The following is a 23,372-nucleotide window of genomic DNA, read 5'->3' as shown; positions in this document are numbered from 1 at the left end:
TTACCATTGACAACACTTTTTTTACTTTAAGTAAATATTCTTTTAAGTCATCCTTTCACACCACCTAAGGCAATACCATCAATAACATGTTTTTGACCCATAATAAATACGATTAATAATGGTAGAATCGCTGATACTGCTGCCGCCATGATCAGCGTGTAAAAACTTCCGTTAATAGTGGTGAACTTTTGCATCGCTAATTGAATCGTATATAAGGCATCAGTTCTTAAGAATATCAACGGATTTTGATAATCATTCCAAGTCCAGATAAAACGTAAAATCGCATAGGTTGCAACAGCCGGACGAACGATTGGTAATGCAATTTTCCAGAATATCCGCCAATGTCCTGCTCCATCAATTTTTGCGGCATCAATAAAATCATTATGAATACCGATGAAAAATTGTCTAAGCATGAACGTACCTAATACACTAAAACTACCTAGTAATATCAATCCAAAATGTGTATCGAATACCCCTAAATAACGAAATAGAATAAACTGCGGTACCAAACTTGCTTGTGGTGGAACCATATAAGTAGCTAATACAATAATAAATAACCATGCTCCTGCTGGAAACTTCACTTTCGAAAAACCATAAGCAGCTAAAGATGAAACTACGACAGATACTAATGTTGTTAAAACAGCTACCTTTATCGAATTCCAGTAATAAATATAAAAAGGATAATCGCCAAACCATACTTCTTGATAGTTTGCTAACGCATTCCATCTCGAAGGTATCCACTCAATCGGATACCTAAATACATCTGCTTCAATTTTTAAAGAAGTGGAAAGCATCCAAATAAAAGGTAACAAGAAAGCAATACTGCAAAAGAATAAGATGATCGTGCTCATGATTTTCTTTATGTTAAATTTACGTTCCTTTCGCATCCTAACACATCCCTTTCGATTAATAATTGACCCATTTCTTTTGACCTACCCATTGCAGGATCGTAATAGTAAAAACAAATAAAAATAGTACAACAGCAATGGCTGACGCATATCCTACATCCAAATCAAGAAAGGCCCGCTCATATAAATGCCAGACTAACATTGTGGTTGAATTTAATGGCCCACCTTGTGTTAAAACGGCAATTAAATCAAAGGCTTTAAATGATGCGATGATCCCGGTAATCAAAAGAAAGAAGGACGTTGGTGATATTAAAGGAACGGTTATATTTCTGAATTTATACCAACTATTAGCTCCATCTATATCCGCTGCTTCATATAATTCTTTAGGAATAGACTGTAAACCTGCAATATACACGATCAAGCTAAAGCCTATTGAGATCCATGTGTGAATGATCATAAGAGATATCAATGCGAAATTCGGATCTGAAATCCATGTTGGTGGATTTTGAATGCCGAATGTCATTAATACTTGATTAATAGGTCCTTGTGATGGATGAAATAGCACTTGCCAGACAACTGCAATCGCCACGACACTCGAAATATACGGCATAAAAAAGGCGACTTTAAAATAACTTTTCAAATAGACATTTTTATCAATGATGACTGCAAGAAATAAGGCACACATCATGGTAATTGGAACGGTTAAAATGAAAATGGCGTTATTGATGACTGATTTTATGAATTTCTCATCATTCGCTAAATTAATAAAATTTTCAAAACCAATCCATTTTAGCTGATCAATACCTGTTATGAACTTCCAATCTGCAAAAGCTAGAATAAAAGTTGCAATAATCGGAAATAAAACAATGACAGAAATACCTAATAACATTGGTGAAACAAATAAAAAGCCGATAAAGTTCTCGTCTTTCTCAATTTTCGACTTTCTTAATTTTCCGATCGTTTTTGGAGCTTCTTTAAATTCCTCTGTTGTTGTAAATTGTTTACTCACTATGGATAACACCTCTTTCGCTAAGAATAGATACACTGGAATGTTTGTTTTTATGATCTTCTATTCGTTTAAAAGCAAAATTACTAAAGTACATTGCGATAAACGATAATCCGCTTCCAACAAATAAAAATGCAAATCCTGGTATCACCCAGCATATAAAAAGAAAGCTTATTAATGACAATGTCATCCACAGTGTTTGAAGTGGAAATAAAGTACTGACTTGGATTGCTCTTCTTATCTGTTTTATCAATGAATTCTGAGGAAATACGGTAATTAAACTAAACACATATAAAAGTACGGTATAACTTAACACTAGTACCGTTGCAGAACTACTCAGAATAATATAATACAAAATCCCATTAAAATTTTGCACGAGTGCAAAATCAATATACAATGTGATCGTTGTCAGAATAATAAGTATTCCTAACAAATTACTTTTAAAGAAATACTTTTTGAAAGCGATCCAAAATTCTTTTGTTATTGAAAAATCCCCTTCGCCCTGGAGCCATTTATTATTTAAAACAAACATAGCGGTTATGGCTGGAAAGACACCAAAGATCACACCACCTACAATCGAAAAACAAATGGCTAACAAATTTAAGAAGGCTAGTCGATATAACCACTCACACATTTTAAACAAACCACTTGATGAATCAAATTGCATCTAACTTCCCCCTTCCTTACAAGAATTATAAACGCTTTCATTTTCATAAAAATAGCACTATTTTTACTTTTATCAGAAGATATTTTACATCGAAAGAGCGTTTTGGTAAGAAGGGGGAATTTTTTAATCAGATGAAATACTTGTTCTTCTACATAATAATAGAGGTTCCACCATGATCACAAAAACCGGGAAAGCCCATCCAGTCCTTTTAGCAGTAATTTTGAAATGTATAATAGATTTAACAACCGCTACGGCTTGCCCACTTCGCTTTTACCACGGGCATAAGTCAACATCTGCTCAAGTAAGCTTTCGCAGTGTATCCTATACCAGGGGGCGCGTCTTCAGCTAACTTTGTAAAGAAGAACACTTTACAAAGTTAGCTGAAGACTGGCGCTGACAAATGCGGAGTCGAAGTGGACGCCTGCGCTAATTAATGCGCTGCAACGGGTGTAAGTAGTGATATGGCGACATTTATTTCATATTGTTAATAAACCTCGACAAGTTAGCTGTCAAAAACGTTGTAGAACCCCTTTATAGCGTAGGCCGTCCGCTTCCACTCCTACGGGGTAATTTTCGCCTAAGATCCACTTTAGAAAGCGTTCTGTGCTTACTAAAGTTAGCTTAGGCGAAAATCCCGTGGAAAGGGAAGCGGACAGCCGAAGCGATGGATTAATATACACTATATTTCAAAATAGCTACATTGAAAATGCGTGGATTCCGAGGATTTTATGCTTTCCTAACGTATAAAAAGAAGACTAGCTAAAACATGTTATGCTTTAGCTAGCTAACTGAAATACCTGTTAGTTAAGTTTTCGACGGAACAACCATACACCGATACCGATAAGTAATAAAACGATTCCCACCAGTAATAGGTTAAATTGATTCGTTGCTGTTTCTGGCAAATTGTTAGATGAATCGTTATTGTCTTTTCCTGAGTCTGCATCACTTGATGGATTATCTTCCGACTCTTCTTCTTTGGCATCTTCTTTATTCTCTGTTAATACTGCATAACTAGAAAAATGATTGACTTCTACTGATAGGGTCGCTCCCTGATCTTTTGTAGCATGTTGTGCTATCCATTGCTCATTTTCTTCATCAAAATAATAGATATCTTTATCGCCAGCGATCGTTTCATCTAGACCTAACGTTAATAGATAGGACTCTTGAGGTTTATCTGCACCTTTAGCAAAGTCAAACTTAAAGGTGAAACTGTCACCAGCCACCTGCCATTGATCGTCTTTGACATCATTCTTATAAATTGCTAGTTTTGTGCCTTCTGGTAAATCAGATGGCATTTTAATCGAACTATTGGTCCCTTTGATTGTGTATAGTTGGCCTGCTACTACATCAAAATATTGCACTTCATTCGCGCTACTTAGAGTTATCTCTTGTTGCGTATTGTCACCAGGATCTTCAGGATCACTTGGATCTGTCGGTTCCTCCGGTTCTTCCGGCTCTTCCGGCTCTTTTTCTTTCTCCGTTATCGAAATCGAATACGTTTTTTGATCTTCTTGATTTTCAGCTAAAACAGTAATGGTTGCTACTCCCGGTATAGTGTCCGGCATTTCTATCTGATAAGTAGCAAATATATCAGCAGTCATTGCAGAAATAGTTGGCAGCGTTTCGCCATGATCTAATTCTATTTGATAAGAATATTGATCGGATTGAAATCCTTCTAAGTTTTGATCATTAATCAAAATCGAATCAAGCGATGCATCATCACCTATTACTGGCGTTTCACCCAATCCATAAACTTCCATTTCAACAATTGCAATACAGGTTTCTTCCATTGCCGTTAATTGCGTTCTTACTTTAGAAGTAGTGATCTCTTCAAATTCAATCGAAATTTCATCCTCTTCCTCTACAGTGGTATCTGAATTTTCGATTTTTATCCAATCGTCGCCATCCCAATATTCAAGATATAATGATTTTGGAGGCCTTGTACCATCTTCATCATCATAAAAGGTAAAATCTACTTTTGAAATAACCTGATCATTCTGAAAGTCTATCTCTACCCAGTCTGTTTCTCTCCATTCATTGGGAACCCAATTGGTCCAGCGTTCATCCGAATATACACCATCGTTCACATGGTCAACACTATCCCATTGTCCTGTAAAAGATGCAGATGCTACAGAGCTATCACGCAATGCTAGGTTCTCGAGACCACTTTCAACAACTTGAATTGTAGCAAGTGCTTGTTGATCTGTATTCTCTACCTCTCCTGTGATGGTGAATTTTCCATAATCAGCATAGTCATCAGTCTCGACCTGTTCCCAATCGACTGTAACATCCATTTCTTCATCATTGGATAGAACTGCTTTAATTGTATTCGGTAAAGAAGGTGCTACTCCTTTGACCGTTTTTAATTTTGTAGCTTTTAACTGCTCAATGCTGCTTACATATACAGTGGCAGTTGCCTGTAAATCAGTTCCTTCTACACTACCTTCAACTTCAAATTCTCCTTCTTGACTGTACTGTTCGGAAGTTATAGCATCCCACTCCACAGATACTTCTGATTGTTCTCCATCACCGTAATAGGCAAGAACGGTTTCTGGAAGATCTGGAGAATTCCCTATCGTTGTCCAAGTAGTTATATTTTCTAATTTAGTAATACCGGACTCCATTATGGTCCATTCTTGATGAGCACCGGCATTCGCTTCCCATACACCTACTGAAGCCCCTTCTGCTGTTGATTGGCCACCAACTTCTAATAATGTACCTGTTGCTTTATTTATAAATGTATAGTCTTTTTTCCCTGAAGTAGAAAGGATCCATTTTTGAGCATCAGTGTTTTCGTTAGCTGATGCAATCACATTACCATCATTTGATGTTAATACTTCATTTGTTGCTGCATGAACAATATGATATTCTTCAGAGGAAGTGTAATCATCTGTTACTTTGTCTAACTGCCATTCTTGACTTGCTTTATCCTTTTCAGATGTATTTTGAACAAGATCTTGTCCGTTTAAATCAAGCACTTTTTCACTATTCTTATTCTCGATTTTAAAGCGCTTGTCTTCCTGTAAGAAGCTTTCCTCATCATTCACACCAGCGACTCCTGAAACAACAAACGTAGTTACAGATTTTGGTTCCACTGTTGTTTGAAGTGTTTTACTATCGATATCAATAGCTTCTCCTTGCTCGACATTCTTTTCAGCTGTAGTAGCATATGGCACTGCACTTGCAGACTGATCGATCACGCCAAAACCTGATAAATCAAGTGCAATGTTTTCTTCTGATTCAGACTGATTGGTATAAACTACCACAGCCTGTTGATCCTTTTTATTAATTGCTGCTAATGTATTTTCATTATTTGTGTTTATCACTTGATGGCCTGGACGAATAAACTTCGTATAGTTAGCCATCGTATAATATTTTTTGTTTTTATAATATTCTAAACCATCAAAATCTTCCGGATCAAAGTCAACATGAATCAAGCCCCAATTCATATTCTCGTTATCAGCATTCATATTGACTTGATCTTCAATCGCTTGCCATAAAACCCATGCTTTCGGTTCTAGAGTCATAATATCAGAAGTGATTCGCTCTGATAATGCCAAGCCTGGTTCAATATTGTCAAAATCTTGCGGGATTCCACTAGGTCCTAAATCAACTTCAGACATCCATAAGCGTTTATCTTCCCCTTTTGCAATATCTCGCACAGCTCCTCTTTCTTCTGGCCAATAGGTATGGACATTCATTTGACCGACATTATCACGAGTTGCTTGATTATATGCTTGCCAGTTTTGACGGAATTTTTGTGGGTTCGTCTCATCCATCGCTGCGATGTCCGTATTTAACCCTAAATCATTCAGTTTGTCGCTTACCTCATTAATGATTTTCGCTTGAGAATCCGGTGACCAATGTGATCCCTCTTGTCTACCTTGCGCGCCCCAATAATCTGTATTAGGCTCATTCACTGGTGAAAGTGTGTTAAAGGTGATTCCTTTTTCTTCTTCAAAATGTTCGACAACTCTCGTTAGATAGGTTGCAAATTCATCGTACTTGTCTTCCCGCAGATTGTCTTCAGTTGAATTCGTATTTCCTGATGTGTAACCACTATTTGTCATAAAATACGGTGCAGAATTTGAGAACGCTTCAAACGTATCAGCACCTCTTGATTTGGCTGCTTCCAACCACCACTGTTGATTGGCATCTTTATCCCAGTCCCAGTGTTCAGGATTGTCAGGATCCCACCAATTTTCTTGCTCTTGCCCATCCTCTGGTGGCGCAAATTCTGCAGGTCGGTTCCAATATCCCGGTACAGCTGCTCCAAGACGCATATAAGGTTCCGTCTCCGGGGCATCTTCTCCACCGATATTATACCTGGCAATATTTAAATTTAAACCGCTTTCATCAAAGAGTTCGTCAGCTAGCTGATTTCGTATATCATCAGGCCAGCCTCCTGTTACATTTGCAAACCATACTAATGCTGTTCCCCAACCATCGAATGGTGCATGCTGATAGCTCGGGTCTAATTTTATTGTCGTATCTATGCTGCCTTCTGATTGATTAGTAGAGTCTTGTGCATTTGCAGAAACAGGGGTAAGTGTTGCAAAAAATAAAACAAAAATACTTAAGCTAAAAGCCATTTTATTCACTAACTGTTTCAACGATTTCATCCTCTCTAATTTTAGGCATTGCTAAACTTACATAAAAAAAGAAAAAGGTTCACCTCCTTTTAAATCATTGTCTAATCGTCCGTTACCCAATTTCAAAAGACGATGATCGGATAACGGACACAACTTTCTGTTCAATAATATTTGAAATCCTAAGCTAACTTAGGAGCATCAACTAAATGTATCTTCTTCTCATCAGCATTCTCTAATTCGAGGACAACTAATTCATTTTCTCCCTGCTTTAACAAGGGACCTGGTAGATACAGTCGTTGTTGTGGTCCTGCAGTGACCCAATACCTGCCAAGGTTGAAGCCGTTAATAAATACATTACCTTTAGAAAAACCTGTTAAATCAACATAGGTATCTGCTTGTACATCTACAGTAAAATAGCCTTTAAAAAATCGAGGGTATCTAGTATCAGAACCTGTAAAACTTTGTGGTAATGTCTCTAATTCGATCGCATACATCTCCCAATCAAACCAATATTGCTCACCTAACCATAGATTCTTCACAAGACCTTTTTGATCTGTTAAATGCTCTCCATAGTTGGCACGTCCCATATTTTCAATTAATATCTCCAACACATTGTCTTGATTAGGAAAGTTTAATTTTCTTTCTTTGATCTCATCATTTTTATATACTGTATCCACATACTCACCATTGATATAAACAAATGCACGATCCTGAATGGCATCAATATTAAATGATAACTCTCCCTGTCTATTTACGTTTGTCTTGTATAAGATATATCCATAGGCTTGATCAATTTTTTCCATGGTTAATGGTGCAATATGGCTGACTTTTCTTCCTAGTTGTGGAATCATATCAAAAATACTTACAGATTCCGTTAATTCTACTTCCCCGTAATTCTTTGTTTCTATTTGACTATGATAATCTTCAGGAACTTCGATATAATCGGAAAGGACCTCTTTCACCTTCTTATATTTTTCAGTAACTTCTCCACTTTCCGAGAGCAAGCTATCATAGTCATAGCTTGTAATGGTTGGATAATAGATATCATAATGGTTAGCACCATTCATAAAACCGAAATTCGTACCTCCATGGAACATGTAGAAATTGACGGAGCTTTTTTGTTCCATTAATTCACGAAATACATCTGCTGCATCTTGAGCATCTCTGGTATGATGTTTTCCTGTCCAATAGTCGAACCAGCCAATCCAGAATTCGGTCACCATTTTAGGTGAACCTGGCTTATAGGCATCAAGCGTTGCAAAAGCACTTTCGACTTTAGAACCAAAGTTAAGTGTTGTTGTCACATCTGGTAATGATCCCTGTTCAATAAAATCTGGTCCATCTGAAGTAAATAAAAAGGTGTGCAGCTCATGTTTTTGATATTGTTGTTTTAAAAACTCCAAATAGGCTTGGTCATTTCCATATGCCCCATACTCGTTTTCAATCTGCATCGCTATAACCGGTCCACCATTTTGATATAAGTATCGCTTGAATTTCGGTAATAGTACATCAAAGTAATCCTCTACATGTTTTAAAAAAGTAGGATGACTGCTTCTTAATACGATATCATTATCCTTTAGTAGCCAAGCAGGTAATCCACCCATTTCCCACTCTGCACAAATATACGGGGATGGCCTGAGAATTACATACAAATCTAATTGATCCGCAAGTTCGATAAATTTTTCAATATCGGCTAATCCTGAAAAGTTAAAATCACCTTTTTTAGCTTCATGAACATTCCATGGTATATACGTTTCTACTGTATTTAATCCCAATGCTTTTAATTTTCGTAATCGATCTTCCCAATATTCAGGAACGATTCGAAAATAGTGGATTCCTCCTGATAATATTTGAAAAGGTTGATCATCCAAGTAAAATTGACTGTTTTTTGTTGTTAACATGTTTATCCCCCTAATCTTTAATCTTGAAATGGGTTTCATGATTAAAGGTAATTGTTTTTTCTAGTCTAATTTTCATATTTTTATAATTACTATGAAACGGGTTTCATAATTTGAATTAGATTGAAACCCTTTTCAATTAGATACTAAAATATGTTTATCTATTTGTCAACTCTTTATTTTTCTCATTATGTCTTTACTTGTTGACAAGAATTCCGCACCATCAATTTTGTCGGAACGGTGATCTTTTTTTCTGCTAACTCATTATTAATCCGTTTAATCAGTACATCTACAGCAGTTCGTCCTAGTTGATCATAATTTTGACTGACAGATGTGATGCCAGGTGGAAAATCCTTTGCTAAATATATATCATCAAAGCCTACAACAGATATATCTTCAGGAACTTTTAGACCAAATTTTTCTAGTGTTTTAATAACTCCAATCGCTACAAAATCATTGACACAAACGATCGCAGTTGGTCGATCCTGTAAAGTTAACAATTGGGAGGCTAGTGCTTCCCCTGATGCTATTTCAAAACCGTCAGCCAATATCCAATCCGGAATTAAAGGTAATTGATTATTCTTCATCGCCTGCTGAAATGCGTTGTATTTTACTTCATGTGAACTAATTCCTGATTCACCGCCAAGAAAAGCGATTTTTTGATGATTTAAATTTTTAAGTAGATCGACAACTTTGGTAATACCATCTATTTCATTTGTTTGAACGATATGAGTATCCACACCCTCCATCTCTCCATTGACAAAAATAACTGGTACTCGATCCATAATTTGATTCATTTCTTCAGCTAAGGCATGATTCGTTTCCACTTGATTGATTCGACCACCAAGAAAAATAATACCATCCACTTGTTTATCCACTAAATTATGTAAGTAAGTGGACTCGATTTGCTCATCGTTCATTGAGTTACATAAAAAGGTTGTATACCCTAATGATAATGCATGTGCTTCAATCTTCAATACAAGTGTCGAGAAAAAAGGGTGGTTAATATCTGGCAAAATGATCCCTATCATTTTTGATTGTTTAAATAATAGACTTCTTGCTAAACTATTAGGCCGGAAATTGTACTTTTCAATAATTGCCAACACTTTTTCTTTTGTAATTGGCTTGACGCGTTCATTTCCAGTAAGAACCCTTGAGACAGTTGCAGGAGAAACATTTGCTTCTTTTGCTATATCGTAAATAGTTATATTTTTTTTCATTTTAGTCACCTAGTTTATCGATTTGTTTTATTCAAACTGATCTTATTATACTATTTTATCACACTATAGTAAAAATCTAGATGAACAATGAAATATATATAGTTGCGTAATATTATGAAACTGGGCAGTAAATTTTTGCGTTGTATTATTTTTGAGATAATAACACTGCTTAGCAATCGCTACGGCTTGTCCGCTTCCCTTTCCACGGCTTTTTCTCCTCAGCTAACTTTGGAAAGCAAAAACCGCTTGCCAAAGTGGATCTTCGGCGAAAACCATCCCGTAGGAGTAGAAGCGGACGCCTACGCTAATTTGATATTCTACAACGCTAGTATGAGGTAGCATTATGGTATTTCTCTCATGTAAAAAATTCGTTGATCGGAGTAACAGCTCAAAATGCTATCTGTAACAGTAGTTGTAGAACCAATATATTAGCGCAGGCTGACCACTTTCACTCCTGTGGGAATGTTTTCCCTGAAGATCCACTTTTTTAAGCGTTCTTTGCTTGAAAAAGTTAGCTGAAGGGAAAACCCCGCGGAAAGGAAAGTGGGCAGCCGGAGCGGATGTTTATCGGACAATACATTTCAAAATTACCACTTTGGCTAATACATACACATCAGTTATTGCGTAGTATCTTATAGTTATCCATAAAACTCCAAACGATTTTAGAAGATTCAAAATCGTTTGGAGTTAAAATTTTTGCCACAGTCTTTTATCTCGTTATTTCTTCAGTCTTCTACCAGCCAATAAAAGAGTTCCAAAAGCTAAGAGAATAAGGCTTATCAATAAGTAGTTATAGATAGATGTCGCCGTATTCGGTAGTTCATCACCTGATTGTTTTTCACCTTCTTTTCCATTTGTTTGCTGATTTCCGCTAGGTATTTCATTATTGTCATCTGTGTCATCCTGATCGTTTGAGTTATTGTTATCATCATCTGAATCTTGATCCTCATCATCATTTGAACCATTATTACCATCTCCGTTATTATCTGGATCTGTTGTATCATCTTCTATCTCAGCAAAAACACCATAACTAGAAAAGTGTGAAACAGCAATCTGGATCGTTTGATGTTCTAAATCTACCTCGCCACCACGATGCTCCCATTCGTCTTTTTCTTCATTATAATAATAAACCGCAATCTCATCTGGATTTGCATCTGCTTGATATCCCAAGCTAAGAATAAAATCATTTGCTGGTTCACTGGCACCTTCCGGATACTCAACCGTAATGTTAAATGCCTCCCCTGCTATTTTTAAACCTTCATAATTGGTTCCTTCTATATCCATGGGTTCAACAATGATCGTTGTTCCTTCAGGTAAGTCTGATGGCGTTGTAATCTGAGCATTTGTTCCTGAAATGATATAAGTTGTAGCTGCTGTAACCTCTTGTTTTTCATGGAAGTCTAACTCTAAGTCCTCTTCAGGTGTTTCGTCATCCTCATCTGGGTCAGTACCTACTTTATCAATATACACGGGTTCTGTTATCCCCTCTAATGTTGGTACCACGTCTTTTATTGTACCATCTTGATTGAATTCCATTTTATCGATCATTACTTCTCGATTAAATCCATTGCCATCTGGAATGGAAAACCTATGATAGACAATATAATAATCATCCGTATCAGGTATATTCAGCACAGAATGATGCCCTGTTGCCTTAATTCCTTGAGCTAAATCTTTATTTAAAATCACATCTTGTTTCGTCCATGGACCCATTGGCGTGTCCCCTATTGCATAGGCAACTTGATAATTTTCATCTCTGGTATCATTCTCCGACCACATTAAATAGTACTTATCATCACGTTTAAATACTACAACACCTTCCCTGAAATTATCAGGCGTCATATTCACTGGTTCTTCTGCAAGTGAAATCATATCCTCATTCAATTCAGCACCCCAAAGCGAACCATTCCCCCAATAAAAATACGATTTCCCATCATCATCGGTAAAAACATATGGATCGATCGCCTGACCAGAATATTCGTCTCTTGGAATAAGGGGTTCTCCAAGTGCATCTTCAAACCCTTCTGTAGGTGAGGACGAACTAGCGACACCTATTTGCTGATTTGCAGAGAAATAATGATAGAATTTCCCATCTTTTTCTGCAAATCCTGGGGCCCATGCATTGCCCGTTGCCCACTCTACATCATCTGTCGCAAGATCAAGAATAACTCCATGATCTTCCCAATTGATGAGGTCTTTCGAAGAAAATGCTTTAAATTGTGTACCAGACCATCCTTCAAACCCATCTGTTGTCGGATACAAATAAAAAGTATCATCGTGTACAAATATTTGTGGATCAGCATACAATCCAGGCAGTGTAGCAGATGGATAGATTTCAACCTCTACTGTCCATTCTTGTTGATTACCATCTTTATCGGTAACGGTATACCTAATCGGCTCAGTAAAATCTTGAGCTTGATCAGCAGTTGGACTTATCTCGGCATCAGATGCTATTACAATTTCAGGTGTTAGATTACTCAAATCAACCTCTTTACCTTTAAAAGGTACGGTTATCTGGTGATTCACTGCATCGATCTCTGTTACACCTTTCTGTCCTGGTAATTGAAAAGCAGCAATACCTGTAGATGAAAGTGATTTATCAAGAATTTCATCTGTACTTAATGCACGATTATAGACTTCTACATTATCAAAGGCACCACTAAAATACGGATCTTCAGGATAAAATGACTTACCTAAATAAGCGAATAAATCATTACCCAAGTCGGACATCGAGACCGTAATATTATTGTTTTCTGCCAATAATATACCATCTTTATACATCTTCATACTGGTCGGTGTAACGACTAAATCAACCGTCATCCACTTATCTTTTACAGAAGCTGTATTCGCTTTTACTTCCTGCTCATTGGACCAACTATTGGAAGTGATCGCATTACGTATTTCCGTATCTCTTGTTCTTAAAAACATGTAACGTTGATTGTCTTTTCCTAATGCAAATGTGAAGAAATTACCTGTTACTGTTTCTGGTTTAATATCCATTGATATTGTAACCGTATCTCTACCATCGAAAAATCCTGTAGGAAATCCTGCAAAAGTGTTGTCTGTTCCATCTAAATATAAAACTTGGGAATCTTTTTCTTGATCATGTTGATATGTTGCATTTCCGTACAGTTTACCATCACGTTCATTACCTGAGTTGTCTTGAATGACGCCTTCATCCATTGATTCCTCAAAAGAATACGATAAAACAGGTGCTTGCTGTTCTTCTTCATCAGGAATTTCCGATTCTTGATTCCACTTTTCTTGAATTGCTTGATATTCTTCCATTGTAATAGGTAAAACCGAACCATGTCGTTTACGGTTAGACCCTAATGAATAATCATTTGCTTCCACCCTTGTAAAATCTCCACTTGATAAATCTGTTGTTAATAATGGAAGGTATCCTTGACCTGTTGCATACTGATCGACCATTAAATTCCACTTATCCTCATCATTCATTTTAAAAATTAAAGGTCCTTCGACATCATCATTCGTTAATCCTAATGGTTCCAGGTTGCCTACTTCCGACCAATCTCCTAAAATCTGTTGACTTTGTTCAATCGTAATTTGACCATCAGCTGAATATCGGTAATACATGTCATGATCTTTAATAATCGTAGTATCAATGATATGTTGATCACCAGGTCGATCAATATAAATTTCTGGTTCAGTAAAGGAATAAAAATCTCTCGTTTTTGCATAATAGATATCTGCTTCACTGTATTCTCCATTTTCATTCCGTGTTGTAGAAGCCCAAAATACAATATATTCTCCTGTTTCTTCATCGTATACTGCTTCAGGTGCCCAGGCATTACCGGCATTTGATGGGGCAACTTCTACCATACGTGCTTCTGACCAATTCACTAGATCTGATGATTCCCAAATGATTAACGATTTACTACCATTTGTCGAGGCTTGACCCCATCCCTTTCCACTAGCAATTCGTAGATCTGTAGCAATTAAATAAAACCTATCACCCTCTGGTGAACGTATAATATATGGATCCCTTACTCCTTTTTCTCCAATGTCTGAAGTTAACACGGGATCACCATCATTAAGATCTTCCCAATGGAAACCATCTTCACTATTAGCGAAATAGATCTGTTCACCAATATCATGTTCACCAGTAAAGTGTGTCATCAGATAGGCTTGATAATCTTCTATTTCTGCTGCGGCTTTGACTGTTACCTCTAGCTCTTTAGTCTCGACAATATCACCATAAGAAATAGTAGCCGTTAACGTAACGATAGTATCTGTTGCTTGACGTGTTACGACACCTGGCGGGATATTATCATAACTCTCGTTGATCCCTTTTGTGACACTAATTACATCTGCATTGTCTGTTTCCCATGTAATAGACGCGCCTTCTGCACTAGAACTAGGGAGCGTAATATTACCTCTAATATCTGAGGCATTCGGAATAACCAGCTCGCTTTTTGCTTTGTCAACGATTTCTTGATCCGTTAATCCTGCCATTTCTTTAATTTCCTCTGCAGTTAAGGTATAGTTATACACTTTAAAATCCGCTAATTTCCCTGTGAAGGCCGGATCAGGAGTATATAGTGATTTACCAATATAGCCAATAAAATCGGCTTCGACATCCACACCATTTGCAAGTATATCCATCACAGAGAAAGTATGTGGAAGATTACCTACTTCCTCCCCGTTGATATAGATAGTAATTAATTCGTCTTCGAAGGTAGCAGTCACCGTTTGATATTCTCCAGATTCGATCGATGCTTCCTGAAACAGCTCTTCAGATTCCGCATCTTTTATTCCAAATCGTACCGTGTCATTTCCTTGCTTCGGATTAAAAAAAACATAATTATTTACATTTGGCCATTCCGCTTCCATTGTTCCTAGCGTATATAACCAATGATTGGCCGCTGTACTTGTGCTAAAAGTCGTTTCAATCGTAAATGTCTCATCAGTAATTAATCCTTTTGGCAATTTGACATACTCCGATTTATCACCCGTGAAGTTTAGAATCGTGTTATCATTTTCTGCTGTGAAATCTGCCTGATCGAAACCTACAACAGGCGCATCATTTCCATTATTTGTTACATCTACTAAATTGCCTTCCTCTTGTGACATATCATAATGTGCAATTAATTGATCTGTAGATGATAAATAAATATGTTTTACTTCAGCCGCTGTTAAAGTTTCATTATACACTTTAAAATCAGCTAATTTTCCTGTGAATGCGGGATCAGGAGTATATAATGATTTCCCAATGTAACCAATAATATCTGAACCAGCTTCCACACCATTTTCTAGAATCTCTTGCACCGAATAGGTGTGTGGCAATTCTCCTGCTAGCTCTCCGTTAATATAAATGGTAATCAACTCGTCTTCAAAGGTGGCCGTCACGGTTTGATATTCTCCAGACGCAATCGATGCATCTTGGAATAATAATTCATCCTCCGCATCCTTTATCCCAAAACGTATCGAATCATTCCCTTGTTTTGGATTTAGAAAAATATAATTGTTAACATTAGGCCATTCTGCTTCAATCGTTCCTAAAGTATATAACCAATGGTTTGCTGCAGTGCTGGTACTAAAAGTTGTTTCAATTGTAAAAGTTTCGTCATCTATTAAACCTTGTGGAAGTTCTATATATTTGTCTTTATCTCCGGTGAAATCAAGTATTGAATGATTGTCTTCCTCTTTAAAATCTTCACTTTCAAACCCAATAATAGTTGCATCATTTCCATTATTCGTTTTATCGATCAGTTGATTTTCTAAATTTGTCATATCATAATGTGCAATTAGTTCAGTTGCTGAATGATTATTCGCCTTCACAGTTGCCGGAACCGGAAAAAGCGACAGAAACATAAGAAAAACCATAAAAAGAGCAAGATATTTTTTACCCAACATTATTTACCTCCCTTAAAAATTTGTTTCATTGCGATTAGTAGTAAAAAGTTCCTCCTTCTCTACGCAAATTTGTAAACGCTTACTTTCTTAGTTGTATAATGTTAATTATGATTAGCAATCTACTAAATTGAAATGTAATATTTTTAAAATTTAGTACGTTTTTTTACGATAAACTCGCATGAGATTACACTTTTCAGAAAAAAATTAACTTCACGGGAAATGTAGTGATCTAGACTGGATAACTGGATAGCTTCACGGGATATGTTTCCTTCTTGACAGGATAAGTCTTGATATCCCGTTAAGAAAAGGATGTTTCCCGTGAAGCATCAGAATTATCCCGTCTAGCAAAGGTATTATCCCGTGAAGCTTAATCTCATAGTAGACTAACTAACTATTATTTACTGCTTTTTCTAACTCTCATAAACATTACTGCTCCAATAATTAAGAGAATGAAACTGATTAATAGATAGTTTGCTATATTTGTCGCGGTATTTGGTAATTTCTCATCTGATGCTTTTTGATTTCCTTGATTATTATTGTCGTTTGCTGGTGTCTTAGTCTCATTATCTGTATCATCTTCATTTGATCCTTTTTCGTCATCAGTTGTACTTCCTTGTTCATCATTTGGTTGTTCCTCCTCATTTGGAGACTCAGGTTCACCATTTGTCGGAGGATCAGATGGTTCCTCTTCATGAGGATCCTCTTCTTCTACCTCAGCGAAAACGCCATAAGTTGAAAAGTGTCGCACCTCAAGACGAATCACTTGGTTCGTTTCATCGACCTCTCCACCGCGGTGCTCCCACTCATTTGTTTCTTCATTGTAATAATAGATGGCTAGTTTATCTGTATCTGCACCTGTTTCGTATCCTAACACTAAGATAAAGTTCTCCGCTGGTTCTTCCGCTTCTTCTGGATAATCAAATGTGAAAGTATAAGCTTCACCAGCAGATGTTATGTCTTGCTCACTGGTATCGGATATCTCTTTAGATTCAACCACTAATGTAGTGCCTTCTGGTAAATCTTTTGGCATCTTTATTTGGGCACTTGTTCCACTAATGATATAGTTAACTCCTGCTATTACTTCATGACTTTTCCCTAGTTCTAACTCTTGGTCCTCTTCTGGGGTCTCATTGTCGGAGTCATCAATTACCGTTATTTCAACCGTCGCCGTAAATCCTCCATCAGCAGTTGTAACTGATATGACAGCTTCTCCTTCACCTACTGCTTTAACCAGTCCATCTTGTGATACTGTCGCAACCTCTTCATTGTTACTGCTAAACCAAACCTCTTGATTTGTAGCATCTTCCGGTTCGATCGTTGCATTGATCGTTGTTTCTTCATTGATTTTTAACTCAACAGTATCCTGATAAACAGTAATACCCGCAACAGGGATGTCCGTGCTATCTTCTATTTCTGTTGGAACATTAGCAAGTAAGGCATCATATTCTTCTTGTGTTACTGGTAACACCGTTCCATGACGCGGACTACTTGGTAAATCATAATCTTCTGATAATGTCCATTCACCGGAATCTAAGTCCGTTGTTTCAAAAGGTACATATCCTCGGCCACCGAATTCATCGATAAACAAATACCATTTCTCTTCTGTATTTGATTTAAAGATCGCTGGTCCTTCTCCTTGACTAATCGTACCTTTTCCAATACCTTCTGTAATCATTTCGAAGTCAGGATCCAACACGGAGTCTCCAACCTCTTGGAAAATAAATTTCCCATTAGGAGCACTATCCTCGTTAAAACTGCGTTCATCTTTCGTAAATCGATAGATCTTATCATCATGCGCCACCATTGTTGTATCAATGATCGAGTAGCCATAATCCAGATAAACCTCAGGCTCACTAAACGTGTGGAAATCTCTTGTCGTCGTGTACATCATTCGTTGGTAGCTGTCTCCTGAATTTCTGTCTTCTTCACTGTCATACAATTTCGAAGCCCAAAAAATCACATATTTACCAATCGTTTTATCGTAAAATATTTCAGGAGCCCATGTATTACCCGCTTCTGTTGGTGCGACTTCAACTAATCTTTGCTCTGACCAATTTACTAAATCAGTTGATTCCCAAACCATAATTGATTTGCTACCTGATGTCTGGGCACGACCCCAATCACCATTTCCATGGATTTTTAAATCAGTAGCAATCATATAAAATTTATCGCCTTCAGGTGAGCGAATAATAAACGGGTCTCTTAGGCCTTGTTCTCCCAATTTGGAGGTAATTGCCGGCTCACCATTATTAAGTTGTTGCCAATGAAGTGGATCATTTCCTTCACTTAGTGCAAAGTAAATTTGCTCGCCGTTTGCTGTACCTTCACCTGTAAAATAGCTAAATAGGTAGCCCTTATAATCTTTTTCTTCTGGCATTTCTTTTACTTTTGCTACAAATTTTTTCGTCATTTCTTGGTCATTTAGTGATACGGTTGCAGTTAGTGTAATATCTACATCCCCTTCTCCGTAAGCAGGACGTGTCACCTCACCTGTTGTGGTAATCACATCAGCATCTTCTGAGCTCCAACTGATACTTGTTCCATTTTCACCTTCTGTTGGCAGAGTCAAATGACCACGGACATCATTTATATTCGGAACTTTTAAAGCACTCAGAGCTTCTCTGATAAGCTCGTTATCAGCAGACATACTTTTTACGGTGATCGTAAATTCTTTCGTAACAGAACTTTCACCTTTTGAAATAGTCGCCGTCACTACTACCTCCTGATTTCCCTCCTCATACGATGGGCGTTTAACCGTACCATCATTGGAGATTAGCTCTGAATCACTCGATTCCCAAGTAACATTTGCTGTTAACCCATCAACATCTACTTCATTCGGAAGCGAGACATCTTCGCTCACTTCTTCAGGTAATACTAATTGAGATTTCGCAAGTTCAACAATCTCTTGATCGCTAACACCTGTTATTTCTTCTGAAGATAATGCATAATTATATATTTTAAAATCTTTCAATTTCCCAATAAAAGCGGGATCAGGATTGTACAAAGATTTGCCGATATAGCCAATATAATCAGCCTCATCTTCTACTCCTGCTTCCAATATTTCCTGAACAGAATAATCATGCTCAAGCGAACCTACTGGTAGACCGTTTAGATAAAGTGATATACTTCCTTCTTCAAAGGTTGCAGTAAAAGTGTTATATTCTCCTTCATTGATACTGGCATTCTGAAATAATATTTCTGTTTCTGCATCTTTAATTCCAAATCTTACTGTTTCATTCGCTTGATTTGGGTTTAAGAATATATAGTTGTTTACATTTGGCCAATTACCTTCTATTGTTCCAATACTATATAGCCAATGATTGGCACCGGTATCAGTATGGAAAGTTGTTTCAATTGTAAAGGTCTCATCATCTATTAAACCAGCTGGTAATTTCACATATTGAGAGTCGTCACCCTTAAAGTTCAGTGCAGTGAAATCCGCTTCTTCTAGAAAATCTTCTTGTTCAAACCCAACTAATGGTGCATCAAATCCATTTTCTGTTACATCTGTTAATTTTCCATCTGCATAACTCATGTCATAGTGTGCTATTAACTGATCTACATCCGTATCTCCATCTTGATTATCATCATCTCCGTCAGAATTATCTGGGTCATCATCTGCCGGACTACTATCTGTAATGATATCAATACCATCTAATATATAGCTGCCACCTTTTATTACTATTTTTGCCGTATGGTTCGTCTTTTCAAGACCACGAATACTATAAGATGTTTGTCTATCACCTTTCGAATAAACGCGATAATCTTGTTCGACTAATTGATCATCAATATAGATATCGATTAAAGCATCTGGAGTAGCGCCAAATAAATTAAAGCCACTACCTTCAAAGTCAAAAATAATTGAATTATCACTTTCTTCTGGTGTGCTATAAATGGTTACACCTCGATAATCCATATACTGTTCTTTTACTTCATTATCTCCCAGTGAAACTTTTAATGTATGTTGTTTTTCTTCTAGGTCTCGTATTGAATATCTGACACCGTCCTCTGCAACATCGAAGTTTCCAACACTTTCACCATCCAATTCAAAATGGTATGTCGTTTCATTACCTGTCCCTGCAAGATAATCGATTCCTGTTCCGGTAAAATGGATTAAGATATACGGATTATCATTAAAATCCGCCCACGCATTCGAGCTATTCGCACCCCATACGTTGCCATTTTCACGATAGGCATAAACAGTATTTTCGTGATCATCTATTTCTGAATCATCTTCAATCGCAGTAAAATCATTTGGTGCTATGGTTGTCGTAGCTTCAAATTCCATCGGTTCGTCTGTTTCTATCTCCGCTCGAACAAAACTTGTGTAACTCTCTTTCGCTACTACTTTCAGCGTATGTTCCCCTTGTTCCAGATCTTCTGCAGACCATACCATTTGGACAACGGAACTATTATTTAAGTAACTCGCTTCCCCTACTAGTTCACCATCCAAATAAATATCTGCGGTCCCGTTAGACGGATTGGTTTCGCCAAAAAGTCTTATTTCATTACCTTTAAAGGTAATTTCAAATGAATCACCATCATTGCCCCAAGCATTGCCACTATTGGAACCCCAGTCACCAGAATAGAATACTTTGTTTAAAGCTCCTTGTTCTGTTGTGGTGTCCGTATGTTCAACAGTTACACCGTTCCAAACAGGGAAATCGGTAGTAGTCCTCATCTGCGTCCGATTAAAATGGGCATACCCCGCTTGTAAGAAATCCCAATCTCCTAGATATCCAATTGGATTCCATGAATCATTGTTGCTTAGTGCTGCCTCTTCTGTATCATATTTTTGACCTTGAGCATTATCGAATTTTAAAGATTGGTATGGGTAACCTTCGATTGGCTCAATCCGCAAATTATCGATAAGTGTTTCATAATAACCTGAGCCTAATGTTACTCTACCTGCCATTACTGTCTTTGCTTCATCCGTATAGTAGGCAATTTCCTCACCATCAAGATAAAGGGTAAATACATTTTCTTTCGCTTCAAAGGCCAGGTTATGCCAAACCGTATTATCAAAATTTTCTATTTCGCCCTGTTCCACGACATTTCCAAGTTTGAGAATTTGATAGCTACCATCTGTGTGTATTCGCGCATTATAAGGAGCTTGTGAGTCAGACCATTCTGCTTTCACTTGACGGAGTCCTATTAATGCATAATTTTCCCGATCCTCGACTTGATTTGTATTTGTGTCTAATAAGAAATCATAAGAGACTTTGTAATTAACCCAACGAAAATCTCCAATATTTGTATTAGGGTTCACATCTGCTGCTGATCCGTCATCACCACCCCAGACAGACCAATCTGCTCCAATAATATCAGTGTTGATTTTTTGTTGTAGCATATTTCCATGTTCAGTTGCATTTGGAATATCACGCTCTACTCTCTCAAAACTGTCACTTTCTGCTGGTTGAGTAGCTTCTGTGACTACTTCAAAAGCACCAATTTGATCTGTTGTATAGCGAGGAGTTCCTCCACGACGTTCTACGTAATCTCTTTCTTTTTCGTCTATGTCATATTCGTCATATTCAAAATCATCTTCATATGGCAGGGACATGATTGTATCCTCTGATAGATTTACAGAGTTAGTCTGATACTCAAATCCTTCAATTTTTGATTGACGATCCAATGTAGAAATCGTTACAACAGAATACGGTTTTACTTCCACCTGGTAGCTTCCATCTTCTGGATTAATGGTTTGAATGTTTTTAAACCAGTTTTCATCATAATTTTGTCCTTGATCAGATCCACGTGTTTCCCAAACATATACTTCAGCATTCTCCTTACCACTTAAATTCTCAGTATTGATGGTATAAACTCTAGTATCTGCTGTATTGTTAGTGAACACACTTGTATAATCATCTGTTTCTGGATCTTTCAATGTCATATAATTGTGCGTACTTGTATCCACACGGACACCGCCATCCCCTTCAACACCATCACTATATGTCGCACTATTCACATACATCCAGCGCTCATTTTCTGTCGTCGTGTGATCGTCATAACCAACAAAGTTCATGACATGGCGAACACCTTGTATACCAGCGTCAGCTTCATAAAATCCAGACCACGGATCGAAAGCACTAATAAGATGCTTTGGATTATATTGTGCACCCTGATAAAATGCTGCGACAGAAGGTTGGAAATCGAAGGACACTGCCTGTAATGGGTTCTCTGTTTCCCCAGTCCAGGAGTAAATTGAAATTATTCGTGAAATAACATCAGCAACACCAACTTCTCCACCAATTCCCTTATAATGCGGCTGCATATTTTCTCGGTAACGAGCATTAATCATCGGTGCTACCCCTTCTGATACCCAAACTTCTTTAGGTTCTTTTCCCTCATCAATCAATTGGTCTTGCAATTGTGTCAACTCATTGGAACCATTTAAATCATAATGACCGCTTATAACATCAATTTCATCTCTTAATTCCGCATCATCAAGCAGTACTTGACTGATCGAAGAAGTGTCTCTGTAACCATCAGCGGCAACTAGTTTAATATTTTGATAGTCTTCTTCATAATTCGGCTCTTTTTTAATCTCTGAGGTAAAATATTTGAGCCAATCGACTTCAATTCGATTATTGCCATTTATCGCTCGTTCGTTTTGCGAAATACCGACATAATCCAACTTAAATCCATATTCTTCATAGACTGCATCAATTGTTTGTTTATACCACTGGTAACGATTCTCGTAATCACCATTTTCGGCGCCTTCCCAAGACCACCGTGGCTCACCCCAACGCAAAATTTCAGTGGTAATATCCTCGTTAATTGACTTAGCATCAGCGGCAAATTGGAACCCCGCACCTCGCAAAACATTCGCAGGTTCATCCGAATATCTCATTGTCGCAGGTTCTGTTCCAGAGGACGAATTAATATCGCCACCTAACTCTACTTTTACGTGAGCTAAGCCAGCGCCTGTTTCTTTATTAAATAACTGATTCATAATTTCCCAATATTTATCTGGATGTTCTTCCTTGTAATCTAGTAATAATCGAGAGGTATTGTTCCCGGAAACAGTCCCAAAACCTTTAAAACGATTGTATGGATCAACATCATCACCATCAATCGTAATTGTTTTTGTTATCTCTTCTGCTTGAGATTGTGGAGTACTAAGAAAAGAAACAAGTCCTACCACTAATACAGTTATGACAAAGAGGCCAACGATTCTTCCTAAGTTACTTTTTATAACCATGAGTTATATATTCCCTCCTATGATATTAGACTGAATGTCATTTATGTAGTTCTTGATGGA

8 protein-coding genes are annotated in these 23,372 nt (G+C 37.3%); all 8 read right to left on the bottom strand.

Annotated elements, in window-relative coordinates:
- Positions 1-47: 47 nt before the first annotated feature.
- The gene (locus BN3107_RS05260; protein ID WP_392389050.1) at positions 48-851 is read right to left on the bottom strand and encodes a carbohydrate ABC transporter permease; all 804 of its coding nucleotides are present in this window, start codon (positions 849-851) and stop codon (positions 48-50) included.
- A gap of 55 nt (positions 852-906) precedes the next feature.
- On the bottom strand, positions 907-1,806 hold the full coding sequence (locus BN3107_RS05255; protein ID WP_058307018.1) for a carbohydrate ABC transporter permease: 900 nt from the start codon (positions 1,804-1,806) through the stop codon (positions 907-909).
- A 43-nt stretch (positions 1,807-1,849) separates the two neighbouring features.
- Complete coding sequence (locus BN3107_RS05250) at positions 1,850-2,521, bottom strand: YesL family protein (protein ID WP_058306574.1); 672 nt, start codon at positions 2,519-2,521, stop codon at positions 1,850-1,852.
- A gap of 800 nt (positions 2,522-3,321) precedes the next feature.
- Positions 3,322-7,134, bottom strand: a complete 3,813-nt coding sequence (locus tag BN3107_RS05245; protein ID WP_058306573.1) for a glycoside hydrolase — start codon at positions 7,132-7,134, stop codon at positions 3,322-3,324.
- 158 nt (positions 7,135-7,292) lie between these two features.
- Positions 7,293-9,014 (bottom strand): glycoside hydrolase family 35 protein, encoded by a 1,722-nt coding sequence (locus BN3107_RS05240; RefSeq protein WP_058306572.1) that lies wholly within the window; start codon positions 9,012-9,014, stop codon positions 7,293-7,295.
- A 185-nt stretch (positions 9,015-9,199) separates the two neighbouring features.
- Positions 9,200-10,231, bottom strand: a complete 1,032-nt coding sequence (locus BN3107_RS05235) for a LacI family DNA-binding transcriptional regulator (RefSeq protein WP_058306571.1) — start codon at positions 10,229-10,231, stop codon at positions 9,200-9,202.
- 717 nt (positions 10,232-10,948) lie between these two features.
- On the bottom strand, positions 10,949-16,108 hold the full coding sequence (locus BN3107_RS05230) for a family 43 glycosylhydrolase (protein ID WP_058306570.1): 5,160 nt from the start codon (positions 16,106-16,108) through the stop codon (positions 10,949-10,951).
- A 394-nt stretch (positions 16,109-16,502) separates the two neighbouring features.
- A complete protein-coding gene (locus BN3107_RS20090) occupies positions 16,503-23,312 on the bottom strand; it encodes an immunoglobulin-like domain-containing protein (RefSeq protein ID WP_082631234.1) in 6,810 nt (2,269 codons plus the stop codon).
- Positions 23,313-23,372 lie beyond the last annotated feature (60 nt).

Origin of the sequence: Gracilibacillus massiliensis, assembly GCF_001458115.1 — a bacterium.
GTDB lineage: Bacteria > Bacillota > Bacilli > Bacillales > Amphibacillaceae > Gracilibacillus > Gracilibacillus massiliensis.
This window is presented reverse-complemented; position numbering and strand designations above follow the sequence as displayed.